The following is a 12,756-nucleotide window of genomic DNA, read 5'->3' on the forward strand; positions in this document are numbered from 1 at the left end:
AGGTTGGCACGAGATCGCCGGGTCAAGCCCGGCGATGACGGTTGAAGCGTTCTTCACGCCCGCAGCCGCTCGTTCTTCGGATCGTAGATCGGTTCCTGGGCGACGGTCGCCGGATAGCGCTGGCCCAGGATCTCGATCTCCAGCTTGGAGCCCGGGGCCGCCAGGTCCTTGCGCACATAGGCGAGCGCGATGCTCTTGCCGATGCGATGGCCGTAGCCGCCGGAGCCGACGATGCCGACCTGGGTCGCGCCGTCGAACACGATCGAGCAGGTCAGCGCATCGGCGGTCGGCGTGTCGACGATCAGCGGCACGAAGCGCTCGGCTTCGCCCTTGGCGTGGCGTTCGAGCAGGGCTTGCTTGCCGATGAAGTCGCCCTTCTCCAGCTTCACGAAGCGCTCGAGACCGGCATCGAACGGCGTGTATTCATGGGTGATGTCCTGCTTCCAGGAGCGGTAGCCCTTCTCGAGCCTGAGACTCTCCATCGCGTACATGCCGAAATCGGCGATGCCCAGAGGCTCGCCCGCCTTCCAGACCGCGTCGTAGACGTGCACCAGGTCGGCCATCGGCACATGCAGCTCCCAGCCGAGCTCGCCGACATAGTTCACGCGCAGTGCCAGCACCTTCTTCCCCGCGACGGTGATCTCCTGGGCGCTCGGCCACGGGAAGGCGGCGTTGGAGAGATCGGCATCGGTCAGGGTCGCCAAGAGCTCGCGGCTCTTCGGCCCGGCGATGACCAGCGAGGACCCGGCACCGCTCACCTCCTCCAGCTTCACCGAGCCATCCGCCGGCAGATGCGCCTGCAGCCAATCGGTATCGTGCCAGAGTGCCGAGCCGGCCGAGAGCAGGTAGAACTTGTCGGCGGCGACCCGGGTGATGGTGAACTCGGAGAGGATGGTGCCGCGTGTCGTCAGCGCATAGCCCAGCGACACGCGGCCGAGCTTCGGGAGGTTGCCGCAGATGATGCGATCGAGCCAGGCTTCAGCCCCCTGCCCGCTCACCCAGTATTTGGTGAAGCCGCCGAGATCCATGATCCCGACGCGCTCGTTGACCGCCTTGCATTCCTCGGCGACCGGCGCGAACCAGCGCATCTCTTCGCGGTGGAAGGAGAGCTTCTGCTCGGCTTCCTTGGCGTTGCGCGGGAAATAGGCCGCGCGCTCCCAGCCGCCGCGGGCCCCGAAGAAGGCGCCCTTGGCCTTCAGCTTGTCGTAGAGTGCCGTCACCTTGCGCGGGCGGCCGGCGGGACGTTCCTCGACCGGGAAGCCGATCTCGTATTCGTTCTGGTAGAGCTCGACCGCCTTGTGGTGGACGTAGTTCAAATCGGCGAAATCGGTGAAGCGCCGATGGTCGAAGCCCCAGAGATCCCATTCCGGCTGGCCGTAGACGATCCACTCGGCCATGGTCTTGCCGGCACCGCCCGCCTGACTGATGCCGAAGCTGAAGGTGTTGCAGTTGTAGAAGTTGCGGAGCCCGTGTTGCGGCCCGATATAGGGGTTGCCGTCCGGCGAATAGGGGATCGGGCCGTTGATCACCTTCTGGATGCCGACCTGGCCCAGGATCGGCACCCGGCCGATCGCCGCCTCGATGTATTTCTCCAACCGGTCGAGATCGTCGGGATAGAGCTGGAAGGAGAACTCCTCCGGGATGCCGTCGAGCCAGGTCGCCTTGCAGTCCCATTCATAGGGGCCGAGCAGCAGGCCGTCGCGCTCCTGGCGCAGGTAGTAGCTGACGTCGGGATCGCGCAGCAGCGGCAGCTTGTGCTTGAGCTGCGAGAGTTCCGGGATCTGTTCGGTCACCAGATACTGGTGCTGCATCGAAACCAGCGGCAGATACTGGCCGACCATCGCCGCCACCTCGCCGGCGCGATAACCCGCGGCATTGACCACGATCTCCGCGGTGATGAGGCCGTTCTTGGTGTCGAGCTCCCATTCCCCGTTCGGCTTCTGGCGGATGCCGCGCACCGGGTTGAAGCGCTGCACCTTGGCGCCCTTGTCCTTGGCACCCTTTACGAAGGCCTGGGTCAGCTGCGAGGGATCGATGTCGCCGTCATAAGGGTCCCAGAGCCCGCCGCGGATGTCGTCCAATTCAATGAACGGATACTTGTCCTTGATCTCGTTCGGGCCGATTACCTCGAAATCGATGCCCTGCGCCCGCGCCATCGACTTCACATGGCCGTATTCCTCCATCCGCTCCTTGCGGTGCGCGAGGCGGATCGAGCCGGTGACGTGGTAGTTGATCGGGTAGCCGACCGTCTCGCCGAGCTTCGCATAGAGCTTCGAGGTGTAGCGCTGGTACTTGATGACGTTCCAGGAGGTCGAATAGTTCGGCACGTTGCCGGCCGCATGCCAGGTCGAGCCGGAGGCCAGCTCGTCGCGGTCAATCAGCAGGCAATCGGTCCAGCCGAGCAGGCTGAGGTGATACAGCACGCTGGTGCCGACGGCCCCGCCGCCAATGATCACTACGCGGGCATGATCGGACATGTTTGGTCCCCTTAGTTCGTCACGGCATCGCCGCGTGTGTTTCGGACCCCCACCCTAACCCTCCCCCGATTCGGGGGAGGGGACACTCTTCTCCCGCCCCCGAATCGGGGGAGGGCCGGGGTGGGGGTGCGTCTCTCTAACTACGCCGGCCGCATCGCCTCTTTGGCGAGGCGCACCGGCAGCTTGGCGCGGATCGCGTCGTCGATCTCGTCGGAGACGTGGCGCGGATAGTGCTTCGCCAGGATCGACTTGGTGTTCTTGATCGCACGGTCGAGGATGGTCGGGCGGCCCTGCTCCACCCAGTCCTTCGGGTTCGAGCGGTCGCCGATCGACGGATAAACGTATTCGGACTGCATCCGTGCCAGCGTCTGGTCGGAGCCAAGGAAATGCCCCGGGCCTTCGAGGCAGGTCTGGCGGATCGTTTCCAGCGAGAGCGAATCCTCGGTGACCTCGATCCCTTTGATCGTGCGCTGCGCCGCACCGATGATGTCGTTGTCGATCAGCAGGCTCTCCAGGGAGAAGCCAAGCAGGCTCGCCTGCATGCCGGCCGATTCATAGATGAGATTCGCGCCGGCATTGCCGACCAGCGCGTGGTTGTAGGCCTTCTCATAGCCCGACTGCGCATCCGGCATCTTCGCATCGGTCATGCCGGACGCCGTTCCGCCAGTCAGATTGTAGAACTGCGCCAGCTGTGCCGAAGCCGCCGAGAGCAAGGCCTGCTCCGGCGAGCCGCCGGACATGGCGCCGGTGCGCAGATCGGAGACGAAGCACCAGGTGCCGAAGATCGCTGGATGGCCCGGCTTGATCGAATTGACATAGACCAGGCCGGCCAGGCACTCGGCCACTTCCTGCGCGATCGCACCGGCGAGCGCCGCCGGTGCGGTGGCGCCCGCCTGGCCCGCCGAGAGCAGCAGCACCGGCATGCCGCCATGCACCGCGAGCTCCAGGCAGCCGCAGGCATCCTGCGCGAATTTGAGCGGCGGCACGACGAAGCAGTTCGACTGGCTGACGAAGGGGCGCGCGCGCCACTTGTCCTCGCCACCGGCGATCATGTGCAGCATCTCGAGGGACTTCTTCAGATGGTCCTGATGCACCCAGCTCGAGCCGACATGCTTCGTCGTCCCCATGACGCTGGCGTAGCAGGTGTTGAAGTCCATCTCGAGCGGGTCGGGCAGCTCGCGGCAGACCACCGAGCGCTGGAAGAAATGGATGTGGTCCAGCGTGTCGACGATCCGAGCGATGTCGTAGAGATCCTTGGTCGTGGACTCGCGATACTCGCCGGTTACGGGGTCGACCATATGTACGGCGGCACCGGCAGTGCCGTAATAGACCCGCTTGCCCCAGGGCTCCATGTCATGGCGCGGATCCTGGCCGTGCAGCACGAAGTTGCGCCCGCACTTCGCCAAGGTGTCCTCGACCAGCGCGCGGGGGAAGATCAGCCTTCCCTTGTCGGTCAGCTTGGCACCCGCCTTGGTCATGTACTCGATGCCGGTCGGGATCGCGTCGGCGAGGCCGATCTGCTCCAGGATGTCGAGTGCGGTGTTGTGGATCTTCAGGATGTCGCCGTCGGAGAGCGGCTTGTAGCGCCCGCCCTCCATGCCGGCCCGCACCGGGCGCTCATTCTGCGGCAAGGGCGCCGCACGCAAGGCACGCCGCGCCTCGCGTCCGCCGCGCCTTGCGCCGGTCTCGGCGCGGGGAGCCTCGGCTTGAACGTCACTCATGGCAGGGATCCTCGCAGATGGCTGATTTTGGGCGATATTCCTGGGCAGACCGCGCGTTCACAAGCGAGGCTTTTTCATCACTCGATGAAGGAAATTCATGTTAGTAAGGGGCATGGCCAAGCGCTCTTTGCCCTCCCTGACCGCCCTCCGCAGCTTCGAGGCCGCCGCCCGGCACCACAGCTTCCGGCGCGCGGCGGAGGAGCTCGGCATCACTCAATCCGCGATCAGCCATCAGGTGGCCGCGCTAGAAGAGGCGTTGAAGGTGACGCTGTTCCGCCGCGTGTCACGCGGCATCGAGCTCACCGAAGCCGGGGCGCAGTTCTATCCCTATCTCCGCGACGGCTTCGATCGGATCGCCCAGGGCGCGTCGCTGGTGAGCCGGGCGGAGCTCGGCGGCGATCTCACGGTGCAGGTCTACATCACCGTGGCGGTGCGCTGGCTGATCCCGCGCATCCATCTCTTCCAGGCGCGGCATCCCGGCATCATGGTCCGCTTCCACACCCGCGACTTCCATTGGGAGTTCGATCCGGCCTTTGCGGATATCGGCATGATCTCCAGCGTGAAGCCCGACAATCCCGCCCTCGCCTATACCCACCTCTTCGACGCCAAGCTCATTCCGGTCTGCACGCCCGGCATCGCGCAGGCGGGCATGGGTCTGCGCCAGCCCGCCGACCTGGTCAATCACGCCATGCTGGAAGTCTATACCGCGGTCGAGGACTGGCATCACTGGCTCGACGCCGCCGGCGTGCCGCAGCTCAAGGGTCGCTCCGCCGCGAAATACGACACCTACCTGCTGGCGATCGAGGCGGCGATCGACGGCCAGGGCATCGCCCTGGTGCCGCATTTCCTCGCCGCCCCGGACATCAAGAGCGGCCGCCTGATCCAGCCCTTCGCGATCGATGTGCTGCAGCCGGCGCGCTGGTATCTCACCTGCCTCAAGGAGCGCGCCGAAGAGCCGCGAATCCGGCGGTTCCGCGAATGGCTGATCGATCTGGCGGTCGAGGATCCGGTGCTGGCGTCACCGACCCCGCCTGCAGCGGCCGGGGGAGCGCCAATTCACGTGAAGCCGCGCGCCGCGGATTGGCCGGCAAAGTCCGGTGTTGATCGTGCTTAGGCTCGCGACTCATATCGTCGTCGGCCTGATGCTGGTCACCTTGTTCGCCTTCGCGGCGGCAACCTATGATCCGATTCTGCTACACCGCTACCTGCCGCCGTCGCCGTATCGGATAAAGGCACCCGAGGTTGCCTGGCTCGTGGCGCTCCTGGCTCTGGCCTGGGCGATCGCCGAACCCGGCGCCCAGGCCAAGCTGTGCGCCCTGTTCCACCTGCCCAATCTTCGCCAGCTACAAGCCGCCTGGCGCCCGTTCCTGGCCGCCATCGTTTTGATGGACGGCGCCACGGCCGCGCTTGGGTATGTCGAGCACGGCTTTCTGCTCGACATTCTCGCAGAACTCAACTGGACGTCGCGCGCGCTTACGGCTGTCCTCATTCTGCGATGCTTCACGATGGCTGCCGCGGCCTGGCGCCTGCTCCAGGGCGGTGCGCCGGGGCTGACCTGGCGCTGCATAGGTCTCCTCAACGCCGGCCTGGCCTTGGTCCTGCTCGCAAACGTCTTCTGGAGCTTTGTGAAGTTCGAGGTCCTGGGTTCCGGCGGATCAAGCGGCTTGCTCTTTAACCCTGGACCGGTGACGATTGATGTCATTGCCCTCTGGGCCGGCATCGCTCTGCTACGCGGCCGCGCTTGCGGGCCCGCCGACCCGTTCCTTTCGGTGTCGCGCTGGGCGGCCCGCGTCGTCTACCTCTTCTTCAGCTACAGGCTGCTGGCTGCGGCCTATGGCAGCGTCAGTCTCAGGCTGTCCATGGATGTGCATCTTGGCCAACCTGTGTTCTGGCCGAACATCATCATATCCGTGGTCGCGTTCTTGATCGGCTCGGGCCACGCGCTTCGAGCGGTCCAGGGCCTCGGCTATGAAGATCGAGCGCGAATTGGATTGCACGACGAGGGAGTGGAAGGTTCTATTGACGCCGGGACCAGGAAATTCCGAGGACAGACACCATGACCATCGGCGTCGGCGGCAAGACGGCGGAGCAGGCGCTCGCCGAACTCAGCAACATGACGGCGGGCGTGCAGCCGATCGGCGAAACGGAATACCGCGCGCGGATCGAAAAGGCGCAGAAGCTGATGCGCGGGCGCGGGATCGCCGCCGTCTATCTCAATGCCGGGTCGAGCCTGCTCTATTTCACCGGCATGCGCTGGCATGCCTCCGAGCGGATGGTCGGCGCCGTGCTGCCGGCCGAAGGCGAGATCGAGTTCCTGGCGCCGAAATTCGAGGAAGGCACCGTCCATGAATACATGGTCATCCCCGGCAAGGTGAATTGCTGGGAGGAGCATGAGGCGCCGACCGCTCTGTTCATCTCGATGCTGGACCGGATGTGCCCGGGCGACAGCACGGCGCGGGTCGGCATCGACGAGAGCACGCCCTTCTTCCTGTTCGACAAGATCCGCGTGCTCGGCAACCGCTACGATTTCTTCGACGCGTCCGAGATCACCCGCACCTGCCGCATGCAGAAATCGCCGGCCGAGCTGGCGCTCATGCAGCGCGCCAAGGACATGACCTTGAAGGTCCAGCAGGCCGCCGCCGCCATCCTCCGCGCGGGCATCTCCACGACCGAGGTCGAGAGCTTCATCGAGCAGGCGCATCGCAAGGTCGGCGCGCCGGGCTCGACTTTCTGCATCGTGCTGTTCGGCCCGGCAACGGCTTTTCCGCACGGCGTGAAGGATCCGCAGATCCTCAAGGACGGCGACTTCGTGCTGATCGACACCGGTTGCCGGCTACACAACTATCTCTCCGACATCACCCGCACCTATGTCTTCGGCGATCCGACGGAGGAGCAGCGCCGCTATTGGCAGATCGAGAAGGACGCGCAGATCGCCGCCTTCGACGCCGCGAAGCTCGGCGTGCGCTGCGGCGATGTCGATCGCGCCGCGCGCAAGAGCCTGGTCGCCAACGGCATGAGCGACGGCTACAAGCTGCCCGGCCTGCCGCACCGCACGGGGCACGGCATCGGCCTCGACGGGCATGAGGGTCCGTATCTCGTCTTGAACGACGACACACCACTCGATGTCGGCATGTGTTTCTCCAACGAGCCGATGATCTGCATCCCCGGCAAGTTCGGCATCCGCCTCGAGGACCACTTCTACATGACGAAGGACGGCGCCAAGTGGTTCACCGAGCCCTCGCCCTCCTGCGACGATCCGTTCGGGCTGGGCTGAGATCGGAATGCTGATCTTCTTCGACGTCGACGGCGTGCTGATTGACGGCTGGCATGCGGATGTTGCGCGGCGCAAACCTTGGGACGCGATGCTCGAAGCCGACCTCGGCATCGAGAGGGAGGCTTTTCAAACGCGCTTCTTCGCGGCGCCGTGCCGTGGATCGGCGTCAATCATGTTTGAATGCGTTACCGGTCGGCGCGATCTGCGCGAGGCCCTATCACAGGTTCTGCCCGAGCTCGGCTTTCGCGGCAGCGCCGACGACTTCATGCGCTACTGGTTCGAAAAGGATTCGAACGTCAATAAGGATGTCCTTCGGCTCGTGGCCGATATTCGGCAGCGTGGCGGCGCTCGGACGTTCATTGCCACCGGTCAGGAACACCATCGGGCGCGCTATCTCTGGGAGACGCTGGGATTTTCGCAGTACTTCGATGCTATTTTCTATAGCGCAAAGATCGGTCATCCTAAGAAGGATGAGCGTTTCTTTGCCGCCATCAATCGCGAACTAGGGATCGAGGCGGAGCAGAGGCCGCTGTTCTTCGACGATCAACCCGAAGTCGTAGCCCTCGCGAACAGCATCGGCTGGGATGCCACGACCTTCACCTCCGGCCGGAATGTCATGGAGCATCCGCGGTTGCGCGATCTCTGGTCCTAGATTTGGCGGGATGCACTACCGGCGCGCCGTAGAGGAATCCGGGGCAGATGGGGCTAGAGGCCAATCTCTGGATCCAGCAGCCGGCTCAAGCGCCGGTTCGCCGAGATCGCGATCTCCAGGGTCAGCACGCGCCGACGATTGCCGTTGAGCTTGCCTTGCGGCGCCGGGCGGACGATTTCGCCGCCATGGGCGTCAGCGACGATCAGGCCGCAATCGACCGGCAGGATCTCGCGCGGGAAATCCGGCTCGACCGCAAAGAAGAAGCGGTCGCAGAACTCGAGATATTCCGGCCATTTCCGGTCCGACTGAAAATCGGCGCGGCCGGATTTCACCTCGACGATCACGATCTCGCCGGCGCCGTTCAGCGCGATCACGTCGGCGCGCCGCCGCGCTTTCAAGGGAAATTCATGCAGCGATGCGAAGCCGAGCCCATCCAGCAGGCGGGTGACTCCGCGGCAGATGCGCTGCGCTGCCAGCGGAAATTCGAACGGCGTTTCAGGCGCGGAAAGCTGATTGGAAATTTGCAGCATGGCAGAGCTTCGCCACCCCGCACCGGCTTGTCCAGGGGTCACGATGCCGGTATGAGCAAGTATGCCAGAGGGGACCAAGCCTGAGCAGGAGCCGGTGACGGTCGCGGCGCGCAAGCCCGGGCCGCTGCGGCGATTCCTCCACCTGGTCATGCGCGCGATCGGGCTCTTCGTTCTGATCTCGGTGTTCTGGACCGCGCTCTATGCCTGGATACCGGTGCCGCTGACGCCGCTGATGGTCATCCGCCTGGTCCAGGGCCACGGCTTCTCCAAGGACTGGGTCTCCTATGACCAGATCTCGCCCAATCTGCCGCGGGCGGCAATCGCAGCCGAGGATTCCGGTTACTGCGCGCATTATGGCTTCGAATGGGAGGCGATCCAGAAGGCCTGGAACCGCAACGCCAAATCCAAGCGCATCCGCGGTGGCAGCACGATCAGCAACCAGACCGCCAAGAATGCCTTTCTCTGGCCGGACCGCACCTACATCCGCAAGGCCTTGGAATACTACTTTACCGGCCTGATCGAGCTGATGTGGGGGAAGAGGCGGATCCTCGAGGTCTATCTGAACGTGGTCGAGTTCGGCCCCGGCGTCTACGGCGCGGAGGCCGCGGCGCAGACCTACTTCAAGAAGCCGGCGAGCCAGCTCACCCGGCGCGAAGCGGCGCTGCTGGTCGCGGTTCTGCCCTCGCCGCTCAAATGGTCGGTCGCCAAGCCCGGCCCTTATGTCCAGTCGCGCACCGCGACCATCATGGCGCGGATGATGGACATCCCGGATCCGACGGAAGATCCCTGCGGCCGAAAAGGCGGCTGAGGCCGAATTTGGGATTTGATTCCCGAGAGGCCTTGTCGGCGCCGGCGGCAAGCCCCTGAGAAGCCAAAATAGAGCGCTGTAATTTAAGTCGAATTTGCCGGATCTGCGCGCGCGGCCGCAGCATGAATAAACCAAATCTTCAAGGATTGGGCGGCAGTTTAGCGCCCTGGAACCGAACTGTATCTGAGGCCGGAGTGGCCGGAAACCAACCGCCCGCCGCATTGAAGATCCCCGGAACGACCGCCGCCCTCCTGGTGGCGATCGCGGCCGCCTGCGCGGGCTTGGCGGAGTGGTACGGCAGCCGCCCGGTCGGCCTCATCGCCATCCTGCTGTTCGGCGCCGGCGTCATCGGACTGCTGCTGCGGCTGAACGCTGCGCCGATGGCGAGGCAGGCCGCGTCTTCCGCCCCGACAGCGGCGGAGCGCGATGGCGCGCTGATGCAGCAGGCGGCGATGCTCCGCCAGGCCCATCGCATCGCGCGGCTGTGCTATTGGCAATGGCGCCCGGCCGACGGTGACGGCGTCTACACCTATACCGACGACACCAAGGAACTGCTCGGCATTGCGGCGGAAGAGCTGACCGCAGCCGGTGTCGATTTCTGGAACCTCGTCCATCCCGACGACCGGCCGCTGGCGCGTCGCCGCTACATCGACTTCGAGCAGGGCGACGGCACGGTCCATGTGCAGGAATACCGCATCCTGCATCCGCAGCTCGGCGAGCGCTACATCCGCGAATGCGCGGAGAAGGTGCTCGATACCGACGGCCGCCTGAGCTACATGGCGGGCACGCTGCAGGATGTCACCGACGCCCGCCGCGCCCAGCAATCGATCCGCGAGAGCGAGGCCAAGCTGCAACACGGCTTCCGCATGGCCAAGCTCGGTCATTGGAGCTTCGAGCCCAACCGGCCGCGCTCGGGCGGCGGCAAGGGGGTCTACTCCTATTCCAACCAGGTCTGGGAGATCTACGGCGTCTCCAGCGATGCGCTCGACATCGGCGACGCCTTCTACGATCTCTATATCCACCCGGAGGACCGCGCGGAGCTGCGCGCCCTCAACGTCGACTTCCTGACCGACGCGCGCACCAGCTACACCCACGAATACCGGTTCCTGCGGCCGGACGGCCGGACCTCCTACATCCGGGAATGCGCCGAGAAGATCCGCGACGACAGCGGCCGCGTCACCCAGATCGTCGGCACCATCCAGGACGTGACCGACCAGCGGCTCGCCGACATCGCGCTGCGCGAGAGCGAGGCCAAGCTGAAGCTCGGCTACAAGATCGCCAGGATGGGCCACTGGTCGTTCGACCCGAATACGCAATCCGGCGATCTTTCCAAGGCGCCCTATTCCTGGTCGGCGGAGGCGGCGGAGATCTTCGGCGTCACTCTGGCCGAGATGAATGAATCCGGCGGCGCCTTCTACGACCGCTATGTCCATCGCGACGATCGCGAGGACCTGAAGAAGCTGGACGAGACTTTCCTCGCCAGCGACGCGCCGAGCTACGTCCAGGAATACCGCGTCGTCCTGCCCGACGGCTCGATCCGCCATGTGCTCGAAAGCGCGGAGAAGCGCCTCGACGCGGCGGGGCGCCTGGTTCAGATCAACGGCATCGTCCAGGACGTGACCGGACTCCGGCGATCGGCGATCGCGATGCGGCGGGTCGAGCGCCAGATGCGCCGCGCCTACCGCCTGGCCAAGCTCGGCTACTGGTACTGGGAAAGCCCGGACGGCAGCAACGAGGACGTCAACCACAGCCAGCTGTCCGACGAGATCTGCGAGATCTTCGGCGCCGAGCGCGACCAGCTCCATTGGGACGACGGCAAGGCCTTCTGCGCACGGTTCGTCCATCCGGACGATCGCGAGATGGTGCTGCACGTGTTCAAGGACTTCGACCAGGGCCTGGTCGACAACTACACCATGAGCTACCGCGTCACCCATCCGTCGGGCGACATTCGCCACGTGCGCTCGGTCTCGGAGCGCATCCGCGACGAGCACGGGCGGCCGCTTTACGGCATCGGCATCATCCAGGACCTGACCGAGGTGAAGACCGCCGAGGCCAACCTGCGCCGCTCCGAATACCAGCTGCGCCGCGCCCAGCGCGTCGCCAAGCTCTATTGCTGGCACACCGAGGAGGATCCGCAGGGCGCGCGCCGCATCATGTTCGACCACGAGTTCTACACCGAAATTCTGCAGCGCGTGCCCGACCCGCCGATCGCGAGCCTCCCAGACTACATCGAGCGCTTTGTCCATCCGGACGACCGCCTGCGCCTGATGCCGATCGGCAACGCCTTCGCACGCGAGGAGATCGACTCCTATTCGCTGGAATACCGGATGCTGCGGCCCGACGGCACCACGCTTTACATCCGGTCGGCCGGCGAGCGCATGCGCGACCAGGACGGCAATACCGCGCAACTGTTCGGCGCGCTCCAGGACGTAACCGACCTGAAGCAGCACGAGCAGGAGCTGATCGAGGCCAAGAACGAGGCCGAGCTTGCCAACCGCTCGAAGAGCGAGTTCCTGACCAACATGAGCCACGAGCTCCGCACGCCCTTGAACGCCATCATCGGCTTCTCGCAGGTCATCCGCGACCAGCTGTTCGGCTCGGACCAGGCGCGCTACGTCGACTACGCCCGCGACATCAACGAAAGCGGCCTGCTGCTCTTGGAGCTGATCAACGATATTCTCGACGTCTCCAAGCTCGAGGCCGGCAAGCACGTCCTCTACGAGGAGGAGCTGAGCCTCGGCGACGTGGTCAACGTCTGTCTGAATATCATGAAGTCGCGCGCCGCCGAGGGCGCGGTGAAGCTCTCCTCCACCGGCTTCGAGACGCTGCCCCGGGTCTGGGCCGAGGAACGCGGCATGAAGCAGGTGCTCTTGAACCTGCTTTCCAACGCGGTGAAGTTCACGCCGCGCAACGGCGCGGTGAAAATCGGCGGCCGCGTCACCCAGGACGGCGAAATAGAAATCGCCGTGGTCGATACCGGCATCGGCATCCCGCCCGACGTGCTGCCGCAGCTGTTCCGGCCGTTCCGCCAGGGCGACAACTCGATCAGCCGGCAGTTCGGCGGCAGCGGCCTCGGCCTTGCCATCTCCCGTCGCCTGGTCGAGCTGCACCACGGCCGCATCGAGGTGCTGAGCGAGCCCGGCAAGGGCACGACCGTCACCATCACGCTCCCGGCTGACCGCGTGATCACCGACTTCAACGCCCTCCCCGCAACTGAAGCCAAAGCCAAGGTCGCGATCTGAGCCACAGCGGGGTCCGGCGCAGCCCCCAGGTCGGCCGGCGTCGGCGGCTGTG

Annotated in this window: 9 protein-coding genes; 6 read left to right on the forward strand and 3 right to left on the reverse strand. The window is 65.1% G+C overall.

Annotation, left to right across the window (positions count from 1 at the left end; genetic code table 11):
- Positions 1 to 53 precede the first annotated feature (53 nt).
- Both ACYQ4T_RS26245 and ACYQ4T_RS26250 read right to left on the reverse strand, forming a co-directional pair.
- Positions 54 to 2,477 (reverse strand): GcvT family protein, encoded by a 2,424-nt coding sequence (locus ACYQ4T_RS26245; protein ID WP_459859593.1) that lies wholly within the window; start codon positions 2,475 to 2,477, stop codon positions 54 to 56.
- 140 nt (positions 2,478 to 2,617) lie between these two features.
- Positions 2,618 to 4,198 (reverse strand): trimethylamine methyltransferase family protein, encoded by a 1,581-nt coding sequence (locus ACYQ4T_RS26250; protein WP_459859594.1) that lies wholly within the window; start codon positions 4,196 to 4,198, stop codon positions 2,618 to 2,620.
- A 112-nt stretch (positions 4,199 to 4,310) separates the two neighbouring features.
- Between ACYQ4T_RS26250 and ACYQ4T_RS26255 the strand changes: the two genes are divergently transcribed.
- From ACYQ4T_RS26255 to ACYQ4T_RS26270, 4 genes are read left to right on the forward strand one after another with little or no spacing between them, the layout of a single operon-like run.
- Positions 4,311 to 5,312, forward strand: coding sequence for a LysR substrate-binding domain-containing protein (locus ACYQ4T_RS26255; RefSeq protein WP_459859595.1), 1,002 nt, complete (start codon positions 4,311 to 4,313; stop codon positions 5,310 to 5,312).
- Positions 5,296 to 6,258 carry a hypothetical protein gene (locus ACYQ4T_RS26260; RefSeq protein WP_459859596.1) on the forward strand — a complete coding sequence of 321 codons (963 nt, stop codon included), beginning with the start codon at positions 5,296 to 5,298 and terminating at the stop codon, positions 6,256 to 6,258. Before ACYQ4T_RS26255 ends, ACYQ4T_RS26260 begins: the two co-directional genes overlap by 17 nt.
- A complete protein-coding gene (locus ACYQ4T_RS26265) occupies positions 6,255 to 7,472 on the forward strand; it encodes a M24 family metallopeptidase (protein WP_459859597.1) in 1,218 nt (405 codons plus the stop codon). The genes ACYQ4T_RS26260 and ACYQ4T_RS26265 overlap by 4 nt, the downstream gene beginning before the upstream one ends.
- Before the next feature lie 7 nt (positions 7,473 to 7,479).
- Positions 7,480 to 8,124, forward strand: a complete 645-nt coding sequence (locus ACYQ4T_RS26270; RefSeq protein WP_459859598.1) for an HAD family hydrolase — start codon at positions 7,480 to 7,482, stop codon at positions 8,122 to 8,124.
- Positions 8,125 to 8,177: 53 nt separating this feature from the next.
- On the opposite strand, the gene ACYQ4T_RS26275 is transcribed toward ACYQ4T_RS26270, so the two are convergent.
- Positions 8,178 to 8,654, reverse strand: a complete 477-nt coding sequence (locus tag ACYQ4T_RS26275) for an MmcB family DNA repair protein (RefSeq protein ID WP_459859599.1) — start codon at positions 8,652 to 8,654, stop codon at positions 8,178 to 8,180.
- A 61-nt stretch (positions 8,655 to 8,715) separates the two neighbouring features.
- Between ACYQ4T_RS26275 and mtgA the strand changes: the two genes are divergently transcribed.
- A complete protein-coding gene (mtgA, locus tag ACYQ4T_RS26280; protein WP_459859600.1) occupies positions 8,716 to 9,462 on the forward strand; it encodes a monofunctional biosynthetic peptidoglycan transglycosylase in 747 nt (248 codons plus the stop codon).
- 194 nt (positions 9,463 to 9,656) lie between these two features.
- Positions 9,657 to 12,704, forward strand: coding sequence for a PAS domain-containing protein (locus tag ACYQ4T_RS26285; RefSeq protein ID WP_459859601.1), 3,048 nt, complete (start codon positions 9,657 to 9,659; stop codon positions 12,702 to 12,704).
- Positions 12,705 to 12,756: the final 52 nt, after the last annotated feature.

The sequence above is a fragment of the Dongia sp. agr-C8 genome (assembly GCF_054658695.1).